This is a genomic window from Jejuia pallidilutea, assembly GCF_002973595.1.
Classification (GTDB): Bacteria; Bacteroidota; Bacteroidia; order Flavobacteriales; family Flavobacteriaceae; genus Jejuia; species Jejuia pallidilutea.
Genome location: NZ_PVEO01000001.1, coordinates 640,811 through 659,473 on the forward strand (window position 1 = coordinate 640,811; position 18,663 = coordinate 659,473).

Genomic DNA, 18,663 nt, shown 5'->3' on the forward strand with positions numbered 1-18,663 from the left:
TACTAAGCCATGGGAGAAAAAAAACGTAAAGAAACCACAAAACCAACATTTGTTTTCGGAAAGAAAAACTACAAATTCATGTTTATTGGTTTAGCGTGTATCGCAATAGGCTTTATTTTGATGGCCGGTGGTGGTAGCGACGACCCCAATGTTTTTAATCCTGAAATCTTTTCTTGGAGGCGTATTCGTTTAGCACCAACATTTGTGCTTATTGGTTTTGGTATTCAGATTTATGCTATTTTATTGAATCCTGATAAAAAATAGTATTTTAAAATTGCTAACCCTGTACTAGTTTAATACACTATTAAATAAAAGCTTGCCTCGTTTTACAGCTTTATAAAAATACCTTTTATTAATTTTGTTTTGACTTTTTCTATCCCCTAAAAATTAGCTGATATTTGTTTGGATGATTTTATTATTTCATCTGCTTTTTAGCAAATTTTTTAGCCATTTCTTTTAAATATGTTATACCGTTACGCATTGCATCTGCTTTGTTTTTAGCATAATTATCAACTTTATCAGCATATAAAATCCCTAGAGCTTTAATAGCATTATCATCTAGCTTAATCGCACCACAAAACACAGCTACCTTTATATTTTTAGCTCTCGCTGAAGACAATACGCCTTCAATGGTTTTTCCACACATGGTTTGATGATCTAATTTGCCTTCTCCTGTAATAACCCAATCTGAAGTATTGAGTTTTGAATCAAACTTTGCTAAATTTTTTATTAATTGAACACCCTTTTCTAAATCCCCGCTAAGGAAAACTTTTGAAGCAATCCCCATACCTCCAGCTGCTCCCGCTCCTTTTACTAATTGTGGATCTATACCAAATTGACTCTTTAAGAGCTTAGAAAAATCCTGAAGTCCTTTATCTAACATTTCAATATCGTTAAGTGTAGCGCCTTTTTGTTTTGCGTACACGTAAGCTGCACCGTTTTTACCATAAAGCGGATTGCTAACATCACAAGCTATTTTAAAATTTACTTCATTTAGTTTTGGATGTACATGAGATACATCAATCGTTTTAATGTTAGACAAATTAGCTCCCGTAGGCTTTACCTCATTTTTGTTTTCGTCTAAAAACCGGTACCCTAAAGCAGTTGCCATACCAATACCACAATCGTTTGTGGCACTTCCGCCAACACCTAAAATAATGGTTTTTGCTCCTTTATTAATGGCGTGCAAAATAAGTTCGCCCGTACCCAAAGTAGATGCATTTTTACAATCAAGTTCTTGGGACTTTAACAATTTTACTCCGGAAGCTTCAGCCATTTCAATACAAGCTGTTTTTGTTTTTTCAGCATATAGATAAGAGGCATGTATAGGTCTAAAAAAAGGATCGTTAACTACAACGTTAATTAGTTCTCCTTTCAAATAATAATTAACAACTTCAATAGTACCGTCGCCACCATCGGCTAATGGTAGTTTTACAATTTTTGCTTCTGGCATTACTTCGAGAATACCATTTTCAACAGCATTGCAAAACGCTATTCCTGTTAAGGAGTTTTTAAACTTATCGGGCGCAATAATTAGTTTCATTCTTCTAAAATACAATTCCTTTGTTTAAAGTTTAATACTATTAAAGTCATTTCTATTAGTATTTTAATATTTTTGCGCCATGGATATCATAGATGCAATTATTTTAGGTATTATTCAAGGCCTTACGGAATTTTTACCAGTATCTTCTAGTGGCCATTTAGAATTAGGAAAGGCTATTTTGGGCGACAACTCTGTTCCTGAAGAAAGTTTGCTATTTACAGTGGTACTGCATTTTGCTACTGCTTTAAGTACCATTGTAGTATTTAGAAAGGATATTTTAGAAATTATAAAAGGCATACTTAAGTTTGAATGGAATGACGATATGCAATTTCTAGCTAAAATTGTAGTATCTATGCTACCTGCGGTAATTGTGGGTTTGTTTTTTGAAGCACAATTAAAAGCCCTTTTTGGTGGTAATATTTTACTAGTGGGTTGCATGCTAATTATTACAGCACTGTTATTATTTTTAGCCGATAAAGCCAAAGACACCAATAAAAAAGTAACCTTTAGCAATGCTTTTGTAATTGGTATTTCGCAAGCCATTGCTATGCTTCCTGGTATTTCGCGTTCTGGCGCTACAATTTCCACTTCTGTTTTATTGGGTAACGATAAAACTAAAGCGGCGCGTTTTTCGTTTTTAATGGTGGTACCTTTAATTTTTGGTAAAATTGCTAAAGATGTATTGAGTGGTGATATTTCTACTGAAAGCCAAAACTTTACTGCGCTTTCCATTGGTTTTATTGCAGCATTTGTTGCAGGCCTTTTTGCCTGTACTTGGATGATTGCACTGGTAAAGAAAAGCAAACTCTCTTATTTTGCTATTTACTGTGTAATTGTTGGCATTATTGCCATAGGTTTTGCCTTAAACAACAACTAATATGTCTACAAAAGAAGATTACTTATCTGGTAAAGTATTACTGATTGATAAGCCTTTAAACTGGACATCGTTTCAGGTAGTTAACAAATTGCGCTGGGAAATACGGCAAGCTTTCAATATTAAAAAAATAAAGGTAGGGCATGCAGGCACTTTAGACCCTCTTGCTACTGGCCTTTTGGTGATTTGTACGGGAAAAATGACCAAACAGATTGATACATTTCAAGGGCAAGTAAAAGAATATACCGGCACTTTTGTTTTAGGTAGTACAACACCTTCTTTTGATTTAGAGACCGAAATTGATAAAACATTTCAAACAGACCATATTTCTGAAGATGAAATCCATAAAACCACAAAACAGTTTATTGGCAACATTCAGCAATTTCCTCCTGTATTTTCGGCAATTAAAAAAGATGGCAAACGTTTATATGAATTTGCTCGAGCTGGTGAAAATGTTGAGATACAACCTCGAACAGTACACATTTCGGAATTTGAAATTACCAAAATCGATAGTCTGAAAATTCACTTTAGAGTGGTTTGCAGCAAAGGCACGTATATACGTTCTTTAGCAAACGATTTTGGTAAAGCGCTAAACTCTGGCGCTCATCTTTCTGCTTTAAGGCGTACAAGAATAGGCAACTTTAACGTTGAAGATAGTATATCTGTTAATCGATTTATAGAAACGCTAAAAGACTAAAATCTGTATTTTTACGTATATTTCAATAGTAAAACATTGTTAAAACATCTGTTTTGAACCTCTCAAATCAACATAAAGCCTTACTCATAACACTACTTATAACTGGTACTGTGGTACTTTCTGTTTTTAATCTTAGTTTAAAAAAACAAAATGAGAGCATTGCAGAAAGCTACTACGAAATTGAGCCCGAAAAAGAACTTACAGAAGATGAAATTAAAATAATTAAGGCTTTAGAACAACAAAATAATACCAAAGCGGAAACTAATAAAGCCTTTAACGAAACCAAGAAAAATAAACATTTTGCTGAGGCTTATAAACCAATAGCTCCACCAGAAGATTACGAGCCCCGTTCGAGCAATATTGAAAATTCTGATGCTGTGGAGCGTTATAAATCTAAATACAAAAATACTAATCCTGAAAAGTTAAAACGCGAAGACTTATCGTCTTTTAGCAAAGTAAACGATTTGTTAAAAAAGCAAATGGGAGAAGGCGCCAATACTAAAAGTACCGTAAGTTACTCTTTAAAAAATCGTGATGATATTTATATTCCTATACCAGTTTATCTATGCGAAACTAGCGGCAAAATAGTAGTGAACATTACAGTAAACTCTAGTGGTAACGTAATAGATGCTTACACAAATACATCTTCTACCTCTTCAAACGAATGTTTAATAGAACATGCTTTACAATATGCTAAAGCTTCTAAATTTAGCCCCGACGCTTCAAAAAAAACCCAAATAGGCGCTATTACTTTTAATTTTATTGGTAAACGGTAGACGATTGTAACTGGCTTAATATTTCTGTAATATCATCAATTACATTTTGCCCTTTATTATTATTGTACCAATGTTGCAAATCCTCCTTAAAGCTTTGTGTAAGTGCGCCATTCATAGCCTTATATCTATTTACATATCCTGATGCCTCACTTGGTCTAGGTCCATAAGTTGCCAAAACCTCTATTGTAGCGTCGTCTATGATAATTAATTTAGGAATAGCTCTATTTCCAAAAGTTAAAAAGGCGTCCATGAGTTGTGGATTTTCATCACGTAATACCACCCTAAAGTTTATATTAGAATTTATCTCTGCTATTTTATTTAACACAGGTAAAACATGTGCTGCATCTCCACACCAACTTTCTGCAATAACCAACCAAGTTATTTTTGTATCAAACCCTAAAAGTCGTTTTTTTGAGGCTGCCGATACTTTTAAAGTTTTATCCCAGCGCCTCATACGCCTATCATTCAACTTGGTATAGTTTATTAATGTAGCAGACTGCTCGTGGCCAGTAGTAGCATTTTTTTGGGCTAGCTCTTTCACTAGCTCACGGTACGCCTTGTAGGACATACTGTTTTTAATACCAGATTCAATAATAGTTTTCATGTCGAATTCTTTATAACTAAGAAACAAATTTAGGGTGTTATGTTTCGTAATCCGCTGACTTTTATCATGTTTGGAAAATAACTAGTGAAATACCCATAATTTAGGAAAAAAGTGCTGGTTCAAATTGGTTTACTAATGCCGTAATATCATCGATAATGTTTTGCCCTTTGTTTTTATTATACCAAACTTGCAAATCCTCTTTAAACTCTGGGGTTAACATACCATGTTTTGCTTTGTAATTGTTAACCATAGCGGTTGCTTCGGTAGGACGAGGACCATAAGTACCTAATACTTCGCCCATTTCGTTATCAATCATAATAAGTTTTGCAATAGCTCTACCGCCATTGGTTAAAAACATATCTATTAGTTCTAGATTTTCATCGCGCAGTACAAGCTTTAAATCGATATTAGGATTTAGTTCTGCCAATTTGTTTATTACTGGAACTACATGTGCCGCATCTCCACACCAACTTTCGGTAATAACTAACCAAGTTACTGGTTTCTTAAGAGCTAACACCTTAGCTTTTGCTGCTTCAGATATTTTTAATGTTTTGTCCCAGCGCTTCATTCGGCGCACGTTTAACTGGGTAAAATTAATAAGGTTTTCGACTTGCTGTAAACCTGTTGTACCATTGTTTTCGGCTAAATTATTCACTAAATCCCTGTAAGCTTCATAAGACATAGCGTTGTCTAAACTCTTTTTTATTACTGGATGTATCATTTTTTTTATTTGTGTTTTTAGGTTTGTCTAAATTGGCGTACTATCCTTACTAAATGCATTGCAAAATAAGGTAATACATCATAAATATAACGTAACATTTGTTGCACTAAACAATATAAAAACATAAAATTTTTCAACTAAAAAGTTGACTAAAAAGACTAACTTTAAACTTTATTTTAAAAGTTATGGCTACAAAATACCGATGTGGTTGGTGCGAAGGCGACGAGTTATACCAAAAATATCACGACGAGGAATGGGGCGTGCCCATTTATGATGATGATACCCTTTTTGAATTCTTAATATTAGAAACCTTTCAAGCTGGCCTAAGCTGGATTACCATATTACGAAAACGCGAAAACTTTAAAAAAGCCTTTGATAATTTCAACTATAAAAAAATTGCAAATTACAATCAAGACAAGATAGATAGCCTACTACAAGACACTGGTATTGTTAGAAATAAATTAAAAATTAAAGCCACAGTTACCAATGCCCAAGCATTTATAAAAATACAAAAAGAATTTGGGAGTTTTAGCAAGTATATTTGGCGTTTTGTAGATGGTAAACCCATAAAAAATACACTTAAAGATTACAAAAATGCTCCTGCCAACACACCTTTAAGCGATAGTATTAGTAAAGATTTAAAAAAACGTGGTTTTAAATTTGTAGGCTCTACGGTTGTGTACGCGCACATGCAAGCTACTGGTATGGTAAACGACCACGAAACGAATTGTTTTAGATATCATGAAGTATAGCATTCTATTATTTTTAATGTGTGTATCGTTTTCGTTTTCGCAATCTAAAAACGAAAAGGAAGAGCGTATTCCTATTTCCCAATTTCCAGAAGTGGCTCGAAATTATTTTAACAACTTTTCATACAAAGTAAAATACTTAAAGTTTTATCGTGAAACCGATGGTGACAAGGTAAGTTTTGAAGCAAAATTTAGAATAAAAAAACTGTATTATAGCATTGAATTTGATATTAACGGAAAATTGGAAGACATAGAAATAGTAATTAAAGAAAAGCATATTCCTAGGCACACACATGCCAATATTAATACCTATTTTAACGCTCATTACAAAAAAACTAGATTTATAAAAATCCAAAAACAATACGTTAATTATACCAACCAATCTGATAAATCATTCATACAACATATTGTGGAGCATCCAAACGACAAACACACACATTTTGAAATAATAGCTGAAATAAAAACCGATGAAACTCGCGAACTAAGAGAATTTACCTTTAATAAAGATGGTAAATTTGAATCGTTTAGAAAAGTAACCTCATCCTCCTACGATCATGCATTATATTAAACCCTTAATTTTTATATCGTTTTGTTTGTGTTGTTTTCAACTTATTGCACAAAATGGCTTTGTATCCTTAGGAGAAACCGCTTTTTCTTTAAACCATAAGGTATCTAAAACTTACAGTGTAAATTTCGCAATGCGAAGTCGCTATTTTTTGTTTGAAGACCATAAGCCAAAATATAAGCAACAACAGGTAGATATATATCACTTCTCTACTTTAAATTTAAACTACAACCACAAATTAAGTCTTGGAGTATACCACCGCAACAGGGACTGGTTTGATACTGGTAGCAACGAAACGCGTTTTACCCAACAGTTTAGCTATACAAAACAAAAATTAGGCGTACGGTACGGACACAGGTTTAGAACCGAACAACGTATTTTAAATACTAAAACCATATTTAGGCAACGTTATAGGTTTGCTGTAGATTTTCCTTTAAATGGTGAAAAACTAGATATTGGCGAAACCTATTTAGTAAATGCCATTGAAAGTTTATTAAGTGTAAGTAAACCCGATAACCCTGAAACCGATATTAGGATTTCAACTCAAATAGGTTGGCAGTTTACAGAAGATTTAAAATTGCAAACAGGCTTAGAACATCGTTTGGAGGCTTTTAATTTAAAAGCCAAACATAATTTGTTTGTATTAACTACGGCGGTATTAAAAATATAACGTTAACCCTAGCTTTTTAGTAGCTTTAAAAACGTATCACGAGGAATATCCTCTGCACCCAAACTAGCTAGATGGTTGGTGTAGACTTGGCAATCAATCAATTTATAATTTGTGTTTTGAATAAAGGTAATAAAGCCTACTTTGCTAGCATTATTCTCTTTGGCAAACATGCTTTCTCCTGTAAAAATGCCGTTTCCTAAATCTACGCCGTAAAGCCCGCCAACTAATTCATCTTTATGCCATACCTCAACAGATTTTGCATACCCCATGTTATGCAATTTTGTAAAAGCTGCAATCATGTTTTCTGTAATCCAAGTGCCTTGTTGCCCGCTACGTTTTGCAATAGCGCACGATGCAATAACATTAGCAAAAGCCTTATTTACCGTAACAGTATAGTTTTTGTTGCGAAGTACTTGCCGCATACTTTTTGATACTTTTAGTTTCTCGGGAAATAGCACAAAACGTGGGTCTGGGCTCCACCACAAAATAGGCTCGTCGTTTTCAAACCATGGAAAAATACCAGAACGATACGCTAAAAGTAAGCGTGCCACAGACAAATCGCCACCAATAGCAACAATACCTTCCTCTGATGCCTTAGAAACATCAGGAAACCATAAATCTTCAGTTAAAAATTCCACTAATACATTTAATTTTTCTCAATCAGTTTTAAGATAACAGCACTTTTTAATATAAAAATAAGAAACCTCAATGTTTAAAAAAAACATTGAGGTTATTTTATAAACCCTGAAGTTTTATCAGAGTTAAGGTTTACATTCTATAGGTTTAGAATGGTAAATCATCATGATCGTCTTCCTTTAAATCTCCAGCAGGCTCAAAAGCATCAGCTGGTGGTACTGGAGGCATGTTTTCGCCTGTAGCTTCCTGCTGTACTGCTTCTATTCTCCATCCTTGTACAGAATTAAAATATTTAGTTTCACCTTGTGGGTTTACCCACTCTCTTCCACGTAAATTAATGTTTATTTTAACCTGCTGTCCTACTTGGTAGTTGTTTAGTAAATCGGTTTTATCTTGTACAAACTCCACTAAAATGTGCTGTGGATATTGTTCTTCAGTAGTTACTACCACTTCTCTTTTTCTAAATCCGTTATTCCCAAAAGTTTGGGTTTCACCAATCATTTTTATTCTTCCTTGAACTTCCATTTAATCTATTGTTTATTATCTATTTATTCTTAATTTTTAAAATTACGACAAAAGTATTTTCCAAGCACTTTGCACATCGCCAAAACTTAAATACTTTCGTGCCAATGTATGTTTTTCCCTGTGTGTAGCTTCTTTTATTTTTGGGTAACGCGCCCCTAGATCATTTACAAATGCATCTACCTCGTCTTTAGATGGTAAGGTTTCTACATTACCTAACATTCCCAAATTATTCCCTGTTAAGATCATGCTGTTTTTTACATGGTCTGGAAAATTATCTACACCTATTCCTAAATTAGATAACGGTTTAGGGATTTCAAAAAAACCTTTATTAGCTCTACTATACAAGCTTCCACCTGCCCTTGCTACCAAATCTAGTTTGTTTTGGTTTATGGTTTTATCTTCATTTAAAAAATCGTCATCTATGTGCAACTTAACTACTTCACAAATTACTAAATTTCCAGCGCCACCTTCTGTTCCTAGTTTTATAATTTCGTTGACCTTGCACTCAAACTGTACTGGCGATTCGGCTACACGAAAGGGTTTTACAATATCAGATTCTAACATGTGCAACCCTGCTTTTTCAAATTCATTTACAGCCTCAGGATATTCGGTACTTGCTAAAGACATTTGGTGTACCAAATCGTAATTTACAACATTAATAACTACTTCTTTTGTAGCTTCAACATTATGTAAAGTATGTTTTGTTGTGTTATCTCTAACTCTTCGTGCCGGCGAAAAAATGAGTATGGGTGGATTTGCACTAAACACATTAAAAAAACTAAATGGCGATAAATTTGCATTTCCATTTGCATCTATCGTACTTGCAAACGCTATAGGCCTTGGTGCCACAGCACTTAGCAAATAACTATGTAATTTACTGGTTGATAATGTATTTGGAATAAATGATGCCATTTAAATATTTTCAATTTGAACAAATGTAACCATTCTCATTCTCTTGTAAAAACCGATTTACTAACAACTTGAACAATAATATTAACAGATTTGCATTATATTACAGGTTAATTAATTTTTAGATGATTTTTACCAAATATTCTAATACGTTTCGCTGGATAATGATTGCGCTTTCTTTCATTATCGTTTCCCTTATTTTATGGAATACTTATGTGTTTTTTCAGAATTTCAAGGAAGAAGAACGTGTAAAAATGAAAAATTGGTCTTTTGCTTCAAAAGAGTTGACAACTACTGATAATCTCGAAGACGACATTGGAAATCTTCCGATTGAAATATTACAAAGTAACAAAACTACGCCAATGATTATTGTGTATAAAGATGGTAGTTATGACACGAAGAATATTGATGAAGAAGTAGCTAACGATTCAATTAAAATTCAAAAACTAATTACGAAGTTTAAAAATGAATACAATCCCATTAAAGTAACTTACGAAAACAATACACTACAAACCATTTACTATGGTAACTCTGCGCTTTTAAACAAGCTAAAATACTATCCTTTAGCTCTATTACTCATTATTTTTCTATTTACAGGTGTTATTTTCTTCTTTTACAAAAGCAATAAAAATGCAAGCCAAAATAAACTGTGGTCTGGTATGGCAAAAGAAACGGCACACCAAATTGGCACACCTCTATCGTCCTTAATCGGCTGGACTGAATTATTAAAAACTGAAAATGTAAATCCAGACTATATAGTAGAAATTGAAAAAGATATTGATAGGTTGCAAACCATCACCGAACGCTTTAGTAAAATTGGGTCCTTACCTACCTTAGAAACTGCCGATATAGTGGCAGAAACTAAAGAAGCTTATGACTATTTAAAACGACGTTCTTCTGATTTGGTGGCATTTGAATTTATTGCACCCAATGAACATATTCCTGTAAACATAAACAAACAGCTTTATGGCTGGACTATTGAAAACCTTGTAAAAAATGGTATAGATGCCATGAAAGGCAGAGGTAAAATTACTATTGAAATTACACAATTAGAAAACAACGTAAAAGTTTCTGTAAGCGACACTGGTAAAGGTATTGCGAAGAAAAATTTTAACAGAATATTTGAACCCGGATATACTACAAAAAAACGAGGCTGGGGTTTAGGTTTATCGCTTACTAGACGTATTATTGAAGATTTTCACAATGGAAAAATAAAAGTATTAGATTCTACCATAGGGAAAGGTACAACCATACAAATTGGTTTAAAACGTGCACACTAATGAAAACTGAAAAGCTAATTCCTGTAAAAAAGGTTACACTTAAAAACAATTGTCCCGAATGTTTTAGCAACAACGGTTTACAACTCACTTTTAGTCAGATGTTTGTTGAAACATCGTTTTATAAATCTATTACCAACAACATAAGCCATACCATTGTTTGCAATACTTGTAATAGCACAATTTATCCAGAACGTTGGACGGATGACATAGAGCGGGTTTTTACGTATCAACAAAAAGCGTTTACCCCTAAACCTGCATCAAAATACTACAAAAAAATATTCTGGATTGTAATAGTAGCTACGTTAGCATTATTTTTTGCAGCACTAATAGCTACGGCATTGTATTTGGAATATCTTTAAAAATTAGCGTTTATGGCTTCGGCTGTTGCTTTAAAGTCTTCGGGAGACATTTTTACTTTTTTAATAAAACGTGCATCGTCCATAGAGTGTAATGGAATTAGGTGTACATGCGCATGTGGCACTTCTAAACCTATAACCGTTAGCCCTACACGATTGCACGGAATTGTTTTTTCAATAGCTAGCGCTACCTTTCTAGAAAACCGCATTAAACCATCGTAGGTCGTTTCATCTAAATCAAATAACTTATCTACTTCTTGTTTTGGAATACAAAGGGTGTGCCCTTTGGCATTAGGGTTTACATCTAAAAACGCCAAAAACGCATCGGTTTCGGCTACCTTGTAACACGGTATTTCTCCATTAACTATTTTAGTGAAAATTGAAGCCATAAATCTTGTGGTGTGTTTTACACTGTTATTTTTATAGTGTGTAAATTAACTAAAACAATAAAATCTACACCTTTGCGGAAACAAACAAACTTATTTATCTTGAAATTTCAATAATATCGAATTTCATTACGCCATTAGGCACTTGTATTTCGGCAACGTCTCCAACCGATTTTCCCAACAATCCTTTACCAATAGGCGAATTTACAGAAATTTTACCCGAAGCTAAATCTGCTTCACCGTCGGCCACCAAAGTATACGTCATTTCCATACCATTGGTTTGGTTTTTTATTTTCACTTTAGAAAGCACCAAAGCTTTTGATGTATCTAATTGCGACTCGTCTATAACTCTTGCTCCAGCTAAAGCCTCCTCTAACTTAGAAATTCGCATTTCTAACATACCTTGCGCTTCTTTAGCAGCATCGTACTCTGCATTCTCACTTAAATCGCCTTTATCTCTTGCTTCGGCTATAGCTTTTGAAGCTTTTACACGCTCAACGTCTTTTAATTGCTTTAACTCGTCGCGTAATTTTTTTAATCCCTCTGGTGTATAGTAAGATACTTTACTCATAACTTCATCGTTTTATTCAATACATATATTGCTGAAACTTGTGTTTTTGGTTTAACCAACTATTATACTTAAAACTTTAAATATTGCGGGCTAAACCAAAAATGCCGCATAAAAAGCGGTGTTAGTTTAACTTGCTATTATAAATGCCCAGTACAGCTGGATTTTTAAAAGCAGAGTTTCTCTAACAAAAAAATCTCGCTTTCACGAGATTGTAAAGCAAATATACAAAATATTTAAATCAAGATTGTATTTTATCGTAAATTGCAACCTAATTTTCAAGATTTTATGAGACCACTTTTTGCCCTTTTTTGCCTTCTAATATTAACTGCATGCAGCAAAAATTCGTTGAACGACGAAAACTGCCAGTTTTTGTTAGATATTTCGGTAAACCAGTCTATTAACTTAAATTTTCCCCAATACAGCCAGTTGCAATTTCCTAGTAATCCTGTGTATTTACCAAACGTGGGAAATGGAGGCATAATTATTACAAATACAGGGAGTGGTTTTGCTGCTTTTGATGCGGCTGACCCTAATCATATTTTCAATACCTGTTCTGTTTTAAGCATAGAAGGGCTTAATGGAAAATGCGGTTGCGACGACGAAAATGAGTATAGCCTATTTACAGGGCAGCCTATAAACAATGGTGAATTAAGGTGTTCGCTAAAACGTTACCGCGTAGAACAAAACGGTAATATCTTAGTTGTTTTTAATTAAAATTATTAGGGCGTTACCACAAGGGTCGGGCTTTCCGCTGCAAGTCCTCGCACCTCCTTCGTCGGGCTGTGGGCTTTCCACTGCAATCCCTAACGTGCCACTCTTACTCTTAAAAAAGAAAGCGCAGTTAACATAACACTAACTACGCTTTCAACCCTTAATTAAATTTAAAACTTAAAAGTAACACCAAGTAAAAAGTTTGTTGTGGCTTGCGGATAGTACCCTGCAAAAAAACCTGTGGTAGTCCCTGTTGGGCTTGTATTATCATCAAAATCAAACGAGCCAAAATAGCCGTTAGATACATATTTTTTATTAAAAATATTATTCACTAAACCAGATAATACAATAGATTTGAATAATTTATTTGGCTTAATTTCATAATTAACATTAAAATCATTCACAAAATAACTTTCTAAAACTGACTCTGGATTATCTGTATTTCCCATAAATTGTTCGCCAACATATTTGCTTAGTAACGATACTTGTAAACGTTCAACCGGGAAGAAATTCAATGCATTTCCAACAACCACTTCTGGAGAAAACGAAATATTTGTATTACCTAAATTTACCAGCTCCCCATTTAATGTCGTAGTAAAATCCTTATTCTTATTACTACTCAAGGCAACATTGGTTGAGGTACTAAAAAACTTTGAAAACTGAACGTTGGCGTCTACCTCTAAACCAAGTCTGTAACTTTTTCCTGATGATGCTCTAAGCGGACTACCAACATCATCCAATTCACCTGTTAACACTAATTGGTTTTGGTAAAACATGTAATATAAGTTGGTATTAATACTAGCTTTTCTACTTGTGTAACGCCAACCTAATTCAACATCGTTTAAGGTTTCATTTTCGGTAACACCAACTTGAAAATCATCACGATTTGGTTCTCTATTGGCAATTGCAAAAGAGGCGTAAAAGCTATTAAAATCGGAATGTTTGTAGGTTAAGCCCACTTTAGGGTTAAAAAAGTTGAACTTGGCATCAGTAATAAAAGGTGCCACATCGGCACTAGAACCGTTGGTTTTGTAGCTTACAAAACGTCCCTGTAAGTCTATAAACCCTGTAAACTTTTTTGCGAATATAAACGTAGCTTTAGAAAATACACTAAAATCGTTTTTAGTAGCATCGCCATCATAATATCGATCTCTTATACTGGTATTTGGCGCTAAATTGCTTCCCCAAATTACTTCACCAAAATGATCGCCTGTATAAGAACTCACAGACAAGCCTGAAATAATCTCTAAAGCATTATTTTTATAGGTAACATTAGCATTTAGCACATAAAAATCATTATCCAACCACCTGCGAACAATCACATCAGAATCCTCCTCTATTAAATTGGCAAAATCTGCAGCAGATTCTTCTGCTTTGTACTGTTCAAAATACCCGCGGCCTTTGGTATAATTTAAACCTAAATTAGTAGACCAATTGTTGTTAAAGCGCTCGTTCCAATGTAATTGGTAATGGTCTTGCCAGTAATTATCGGTTTCATTATCGTAAGTATAAGGATTTTGGCGACGATTTTCCTCTAACTGTTCCGCTGTTAAACCAAACCAAGATTGGTATGTGCGCTCTTCGTTACCAAAAGTTAATGCTTTTATTAAAGTGTTATCATCTTTATAAATTCCTTGTAGGAAATACGATTTTAAATCGGTAAACGCTCTGTCTACATAACCATCAGAATCTATTTTTGAAAAACGCCCAGAAATTTCAAAATGGTCGTTCAATAACCCAGTACTTAGTTTAACCGTGTGTTTTCTAGTGTTGAAACTACCAAAACTATTAGCTATTTCTGCTGATGCTTCTTTAGAAAATGCATCGGTTAACAAATTTAAACTTGCCCCAAAAGCAGCAGAGCCATTGGTAGAGGTGCCAACACCGCGTTGTAGTTGCAAACTCTCGGTAGACGATGCAAAGTCGCCCAAGTTCACCCAAAATGTACCTTGGCTTTCTGGATCGTTATACGGTATTCCATTAATGGTTACATTAACCCTTGTTGCATCTGTACCACGCACACGAATGCCTGTGTAACCAATACCCGCACCTGCATCGCTTGTAGTAACTACCGATGGTAAAAAATTAAGTAAAATAGGAATGTCTTGCCCTAAATTGCGTTTCGCTAATTCTTCTTTAGATACATTAGAGTGTGTAATGGGAGAATCTGCATTTACACGAACAGCATTAACCAAAACTTCGTCTAGTTTTTCTGTTTTTGTAGAGTCTTGCTTTACTTGATTTTGTTGTGCATTTGCACTGACTGATAACACTAAGAGTGCTAAAAAAAGAAATAAATTTTTCATGTCGATTATGAATGTTATAATCGAATAAAAAGAGGTAATTATTCTTTAATGTTAATAAATGTGTTTTTTGAATTTATGTCAGAAATTGCATGGTTTTTTAAACTCTTCGCAATAACATCGTAAATTCTATTTCCTAAACAGCATTACCTGTTCTAGGTTCAATGGGTATGATCTCAGCTTTTCAAAATTGGAGTAACACTATCAAAAAAATTATACTTTTTACAGAATAACTGTTATCTGAATACTGCGACTGCCAACCGATTTAAGCACCCCTTTATGAGAACGCTGCAAATTTAAGAACGAATTTTTAATTAAGAGTTATTAATGCTACAATTTTTTTGCTTGAGTATGAAGTAGTATTAATCTACATCCGGTTTTTTTCTATTTGCTTTTTTATCAGACAGATAACGTTTATTTTTTAGTCGCTTTTTTATAACCGCTCTAGGTATTTTTGTCGGGATACGTTTTTTGTCTTCTTGTAAAGCAAATGAAATTAACTCTAAAAAACGCTTTATAACCAACGCTTTATTTTTATGTTGACTACGGGATTCACCACATTGCAAGATTAAAACACCTTCTTTAGTTAGCCTATTTTGTAGTTTTTTGTGGATAGTGCTTTTTTGGGCATCTTCAAATACTTCAGATGCGTTCAAATTAAAAGATAATTCTACTTTTGAGGCTACTTTATTTACATGTTGGCCGCCACTTCCCGAACTTCTAATAGCCTTAAACGTTAACTCTTTTATTAAAGCATCTGTATTAAACATTACGAAGCTTGGTGCGCGGGTTTTAATAAATCACTTACCGTTTTTACAGGGTTAAAGGTTTCTACAGGCACTTCAACAAAAATAGAATTCCAATGTGCCATACTTCCGTTCCACAACCCAGGAAGCTCCAGAACTTGCATATCTACACCATTTTGTGTTTTCATTGTAATAAATGCTGCTTCGGAATCTACAAAATCTAATAAATTAAAAGATTCCCCTTTGTAGTTTTTCATGCCGCATACCAAATCTGTTGGATTAAAATGTGTAGCTTTATACACGGTAGATTGTTGTCCCTTTTTACTAAAATCTATTTGTGCAAATTCTACGATTTGTAATGATATTTCACCATTAGCATCCTTAACCCAAAATGGCCCACCACCGGGTTCACCTTCGTTTTTAACCATACCGCACACACGAATAGGGCGGTTAAACTTTTCTCTTAAATATGCTGCTTTTTTCTCAAAACTTAGGTCTCCAAAATCAGAATCTAAATAAACACTAAGTTGTTTTCTTAAAAAGTATGCCATTGCAGTAATATCGGCATCATCAAAATCACCCTTATCTAATTGGTTTAAATAATTAAACACTTGGTTTTGTGCTCTTAACAAAACGCCTGCAAGTAATTTTTTATATTTAGAATATTCCTTGTTTTTCTCTTTTACTACAATATTATCAATATTCTTAATAAACACGATATCTGCATCTAAATCATTTAAATTTTCTAAGAGTGCACCATGACCTCCTGGTCTAAATAAAATTGACCCATCTTCATTTCTAAATACCTTACCGTCTTTGGTTAACGCCAGTGTTTCTGTAGCTTCTTTTTGATATGAAAACGACACATTAAATGTAACGTTTGTAGATTGTTCTAAACAAGGTTTTATTTTTTGTAATTCTTTTAAAAAATAATCGTGGTGTTTCTCTGAAACTGTAAAATGCAAATTTGCCTTTCCTTCAGAAGACGCATATAATGTAGCTTCGTATAAGTGTTCTTCAAAAGCGGTTATGTATGTATTACCATACTTATGAAACGGCAGTAACCCCTTAGGAAAAAAGCTATAATTTAGGCCGTTTTCATCTAGCATTGTTTTTACAAACACATAGTATTGTTCCGCCTCGCTTAATGCCTTAAAGTTAGGGGTCTCCTCCTTAATTTTATTCATAACCTCACCATAAAAAGGAAATGTTTTTAAGTTGGCCATAAAAACATCAATTAAAGAATCGCCATACTTTTCTACATATTTCTTAATATCGTCTTTAGCTGTATTAAATCGTTTTAAAAACTGAAATAAAAATTTAAACATCCTGGTTGCAGCCCCAGAAGCTGGTACAAATTTTACAATATTTAATTGCTCTTTTTTATTTTCATACAACTGTATAATAGGCGCTATTTCTTCGTTCTGAAAAGCATGTATCCCTCTATTTATTGTTGCTGCAGACAATAAATCGGAATGTGTCATTCCATTCTTTAAACGGTTAATTTGCGCATTAACTTGGTCTAGAGTAATACCTTTATCATGTATTTGATCTATGTCCTTTTCTGTAAACATTATACGTTGTTTTTTAATAGCTTATTAATTTCTATAACTGCTTTTTTAAGGCGTTCTTTTTTATCGCCTTTCAATAAAACGTAGGGCCTGTTTTGTTTTATTAATTCATTTTTAAAAACTTCAAACATCTCCTTTCTATGGTTAGGCTTATCGCGTAAATCGTCGGCCTCCCAAGGTGTATCAATATAAGTTAAAAAATACAGGTGGTACGTATTTTCTAAGGCATATTTTTCAAGAACAGGATCGCATGTACCAGTGTAATATGCTTCAGAATATACTTTTGTTTCTAATAAATCTGTATCGCAAATTAATACGGAATCTGTTTTTTTAGCCAACTCATTTTCCAATTTCATTTGGCCTTCTGCAATGGGCAACAAATCTTTAGGCTCGCAGGTTTTGCGTTCGTTATTCCATTTATTTTGAAGGTATTCGCGCGCATATTCGGGTACCCAAACCGAGTTGTAATACCTTGCCAACTGACGCGACAACGTAGTTTTCCCTGTAGATTCGGGTCCAAACAAAACCACTTTTATGCAGTTTGCAGGCTGTTGTTTATACTTTTCTTCCATGCTAAATATCCAAAAATGGCAATAAAGGTAAATCCTAAATATTGTAAACTTGTAAATGTAAAACCTTTATAAAAATATAAAGGCATAGAAATAATATCGCCTACAATCCAAAATAGCCAATTTTCTAATTTTCGCCGCGCCATTAACCACATACCAACAAAAAATATGGCTGTTGTTATGGTATCTACATAGGCTACCCAACTTGTCCATTTGCCAAAGGCTTGGTAAACTAAAAAAACAAATAGTAAGGTTGCTAAAAATATAGCTATACTTGTTTTTTTTTCGTTAAAAGACGTTTTGGAGATTGGTGTTACATGTTCGTCGTCTACTTTTCTTGTCCAAACATACCACCCATAAACGCTCATTATAAAATAGTAACCGTTTATCATCATATCGCCCAACAGCCCCCATTTAAACAGTAAATACACGAAAATAACGGTACTAACCATACCTGTTGGAAATACTAAGATGTTATTTTGTTTTGAAAACCAAACCGATAAAAAGCCAAAAATTACTGCTGTAATTTCTAGAACAATATCAATAGTTTCGTATTCGGCATACTGCCCAAATAAGAACTCAAAAATGGGGTTCATAATCGTGTCTGTCAGATTTTACAATTTTCATATAAAGCAATCCGCGTTCTACAAGTTCAAAAGCCTCTTTTATTTCAGATGTTAGTACGCGCATTACCTCATCATAATCGCCATACACTTGTGTACTTAATGGATTTTCTAAAACTTTTAAATTTGAAGCCCGTAACTTTTTTATAAAATGAATTATTGCAGGTTCAAAATTGTCCTGCAATGGTGTTAATGTTAGTTCTACTGATATTTTCATTTAACTAATTTTTTTTATTCCCACGAAGGTGGGAACTTTTATACAATTATGAGATGCTGAA

24 protein-coding genes are annotated in these 18,663 nt (G+C 33.8%); 10 read left to right on the plus strand and 14 right to left on the minus strand.

Translation table 11 applies throughout. The annotated features are described in order from the left end of the window. Positions 1 to 9: 9 nt before the first annotated feature. Positions 10 to 264: a DUF3098 domain-containing protein gene (locus CLV33_RS02815; RefSeq protein WP_042244313.1), complete on the plus strand. Its 255-nt coding sequence runs from the start codon at positions 10 to 12 to the stop codon at positions 262 to 264. A gap of 151 nt (positions 265 to 415) precedes the next feature. Here the strand turns inward: CLV33_RS02815 and CLV33_RS02820 are convergent, their stop codons facing one another. Further along, positions 416 to 1,543, minus strand: coding sequence for a glycerate kinase (locus CLV33_RS02820; RefSeq protein ID WP_105472614.1), 1,128 nt, complete (start codon positions 1,541 to 1,543; stop codon positions 416 to 418). Positions 1,544 to 1,622: 79 nt separating this feature from the next. On the opposite strand from CLV33_RS02820, the gene CLV33_RS02825 reads away from it, so the two are divergent. From CLV33_RS02825 to CLV33_RS02835, 3 genes are read left to right on the plus strand one after another with little or no spacing between them, the layout of a single operon-like run. Continuing rightward, positions 1,623 to 2,420, plus strand: coding sequence for an undecaprenyl-diphosphate phosphatase (locus tag CLV33_RS02825; RefSeq protein WP_105472615.1), 798 nt, complete (start codon positions 1,623 to 1,625; stop codon positions 2,418 to 2,420). 1 nt (position 2,421) lies between these two features. After that, the gene (truB, locus tag CLV33_RS02830) at positions 2,422 to 3,114 is read left to right on the plus strand and encodes a tRNA pseudouridine(55) synthase TruB (RefSeq protein WP_042244310.1); all 693 of its coding nucleotides are present in this window, start codon (positions 2,422 to 2,424) and stop codon (positions 3,112 to 3,114) included. A gap of 53 nt (positions 3,115 to 3,167) precedes the next feature. Next, positions 3,168 to 3,890 carry an energy transducer TonB gene (locus CLV33_RS02835; RefSeq protein WP_244906373.1) on the plus strand — a complete coding sequence of 241 codons (723 nt, stop codon included), beginning with the start codon at positions 3,168 to 3,170 and terminating at the stop codon, positions 3,888 to 3,890. Here CLV33_RS02835 and CLV33_RS02840 read toward each other — a convergent pair. Together CLV33_RS02840 and CLV33_RS02845 are read right to left on the minus strand one after the other, a co-directional pair. Next, positions 3,874 to 4,494, minus strand: a complete 621-nt coding sequence (locus CLV33_RS02840; RefSeq protein WP_105472616.1) for a thioredoxin family protein — start codon at positions 4,492 to 4,494, stop codon at positions 3,874 to 3,876. The two genes, CLV33_RS02835 and CLV33_RS02840, sit on opposite strands and share 17 nt — an antisense overlap. 100 nt (positions 4,495 to 4,594) lie before the next feature. Continuing rightward, positions 4,595 to 5,215 (minus strand): thioredoxin family protein, encoded by a 621-nt coding sequence (locus tag CLV33_RS02845; protein WP_105472617.1) that lies wholly within the window; start codon positions 5,213 to 5,215, stop codon positions 4,595 to 4,597. A 185-nt stretch (positions 5,216 to 5,400) separates the two neighbouring features. Between CLV33_RS02845 and CLV33_RS02850 the strand changes: the two genes are divergently transcribed. The 3 genes from CLV33_RS02850 to CLV33_RS02860 are packed head-to-tail and all read left to right on the plus strand — an operon-like array spanning position 5,401 to position 7,199. Continuing rightward, the gene (locus CLV33_RS02850; RefSeq protein WP_105472618.1) at positions 5,401 to 5,967 is read left to right on the plus strand and encodes a DNA-3-methyladenine glycosylase I; all 567 of its coding nucleotides are present in this window, start codon (positions 5,401 to 5,403) and stop codon (positions 5,965 to 5,967) included. Beyond that, the gene (locus tag CLV33_RS02855; RefSeq protein ID WP_105472619.1) at positions 5,957 to 6,532 is read left to right on the plus strand and encodes a hypothetical protein; all 576 of its coding nucleotides are present in this window, start codon (positions 5,957 to 5,959) and stop codon (positions 6,530 to 6,532) included. Before CLV33_RS02850 ends, CLV33_RS02855 begins: the two co-directional genes overlap by 11 nt. Next, positions 6,519 to 7,199, plus strand: coding sequence for a DUF2490 domain-containing protein (locus CLV33_RS02860; RefSeq protein ID WP_105472620.1), 681 nt, complete (start codon positions 6,519 to 6,521; stop codon positions 7,197 to 7,199). The genes CLV33_RS02855 and CLV33_RS02860 overlap by 14 nt, the downstream gene beginning before the upstream one ends. An 8-nt stretch (positions 7,200 to 7,207) precedes the next feature. On the opposite strand, the gene aat is transcribed toward CLV33_RS02860, so the two are convergent. From aat to CLV33_RS02875, 3 genes are all read right to left on the minus strand, one after another. Next, complete coding sequence (gene aat / locus CLV33_RS02865) at positions 7,208 to 7,837, minus strand: leucyl/phenylalanyl-tRNA--protein transferase (RefSeq protein ID WP_105472621.1); 630 nt, start codon at positions 7,835 to 7,837, stop codon at positions 7,208 to 7,210. Between the two features lie 145 nt (positions 7,838 to 7,982). Continuing rightward, positions 7,983 to 8,360: a DUF3127 domain-containing protein gene (locus tag CLV33_RS02870; RefSeq protein WP_042244303.1), complete on the minus strand. Its 378-nt coding sequence runs from the start codon at positions 8,358 to 8,360 to the stop codon at positions 7,983 to 7,985. A gap of 42 nt (positions 8,361 to 8,402) precedes the next feature. Further along, a complete protein-coding gene (locus CLV33_RS02875; RefSeq protein ID WP_105472622.1) occupies positions 8,403 to 9,272 on the minus strand; it encodes a flavin reductase family protein in 870 nt (289 codons plus the stop codon). A 122-nt stretch (positions 9,273 to 9,394) separates the two neighbouring features. Between CLV33_RS02875 and CLV33_RS02880 the strand changes: the two genes are divergently transcribed. Next, on the plus strand, positions 9,395 to 10,549 hold the full coding sequence (locus tag CLV33_RS02880; protein WP_105472623.1) for a sensor histidine kinase: 1,155 nt from the start codon (positions 9,395 to 9,397) through the stop codon (positions 10,547 to 10,549). Then, positions 10,549 to 10,908: a hypothetical protein gene (locus tag CLV33_RS02885; protein WP_105472624.1), complete on the plus strand. Its 360-nt coding sequence runs from the start codon at positions 10,549 to 10,551 to the stop codon at positions 10,906 to 10,908. Before CLV33_RS02880 ends, CLV33_RS02885 begins: the two co-directional genes overlap by 1 nt. Here CLV33_RS02885 and CLV33_RS02890 read toward each other — a convergent pair. Together CLV33_RS02890 and greA are read right to left on the minus strand one after the other, a co-directional pair. Continuing rightward, the gene (locus CLV33_RS02890; RefSeq protein WP_042244299.1) at positions 10,905 to 11,294 is read right to left on the minus strand and encodes an HIT family protein; all 390 of its coding nucleotides are present in this window, start codon (positions 11,292 to 11,294) and stop codon (positions 10,905 to 10,907) included. The genes CLV33_RS02885 and CLV33_RS02890 overlap by 4 nt on opposite strands. 94 nt (positions 11,295 to 11,388) lie before the next feature. Continuing rightward, positions 11,389 to 11,862: a transcription elongation factor GreA gene (gene greA, locus CLV33_RS02895; RefSeq protein ID WP_042244298.1), complete on the minus strand. Its 474-nt coding sequence runs from the start codon at positions 11,860 to 11,862 to the stop codon at positions 11,389 to 11,391. A 345-nt stretch (positions 11,863 to 12,207) separates the two neighbouring features. Between greA and CLV33_RS02900 the strand changes: the two genes are divergently transcribed. Beyond that, positions 12,208 to 12,576: a Rieske (2Fe-2S) protein gene (locus tag CLV33_RS02900; protein ID WP_244906374.1), complete on the plus strand. Its 369-nt coding sequence runs from the start codon at positions 12,208 to 12,210 to the stop codon at positions 12,574 to 12,576. Between the two features lie 167 nt (positions 12,577 to 12,743). On the opposite strand, the gene CLV33_RS02905 is transcribed toward CLV33_RS02900, so the two are convergent. The 6 genes from CLV33_RS02905 to CLV33_RS02930 form a co-directional block, all read right to left on the minus strand. Then, positions 12,744 to 14,879, minus strand: coding sequence for a TonB-dependent receptor (locus CLV33_RS02905; protein ID WP_105472626.1), 2,136 nt, complete (start codon positions 14,877 to 14,879; stop codon positions 12,744 to 12,746). Between the two features lie 359 nt (positions 14,880 to 15,238). Next, the gene (gene arfB / locus CLV33_RS02910; RefSeq protein ID WP_042242072.1) at positions 15,239 to 15,646 is read right to left on the minus strand and encodes an alternative ribosome rescue aminoacyl-tRNA hydrolase ArfB; all 408 of its coding nucleotides are present in this window, start codon (positions 15,644 to 15,646) and stop codon (positions 15,239 to 15,241) included. Then, positions 15,646 to 17,196, minus strand: coding sequence for a DUF4301 family protein (locus CLV33_RS02915; RefSeq protein WP_105472627.1), 1,551 nt, complete (start codon positions 17,194 to 17,196; stop codon positions 15,646 to 15,648). Before CLV33_RS02915 ends, arfB begins: the two co-directional genes overlap by 1 nt. Then, positions 17,196 to 17,765: an AAA family ATPase gene (locus tag CLV33_RS02920; protein WP_105472628.1), complete on the minus strand. Its 570-nt coding sequence runs from the start codon at positions 17,763 to 17,765 to the stop codon at positions 17,196 to 17,198. Before CLV33_RS02920 ends, CLV33_RS02915 begins: the two co-directional genes overlap by 1 nt. Continuing rightward, positions 17,726 to 18,358, minus strand: a complete 633-nt coding sequence (gene pnuC / locus CLV33_RS02925; protein ID WP_105472629.1) for a nicotinamide riboside transporter PnuC — start codon at positions 18,356 to 18,358, stop codon at positions 17,726 to 17,728. The genes CLV33_RS02920 and pnuC overlap by 40 nt, the downstream gene beginning before the upstream one ends. Continuing rightward, a complete protein-coding gene (locus tag CLV33_RS02930) occupies positions 18,342 to 18,602 on the minus strand; it encodes a thiamine-binding protein (protein ID WP_105472630.1) in 261 nt (86 codons plus the stop codon). Before CLV33_RS02930 ends, pnuC begins: the two co-directional genes overlap by 17 nt. Positions 18,603 to 18,663: the final 61 nt, after the last annotated feature.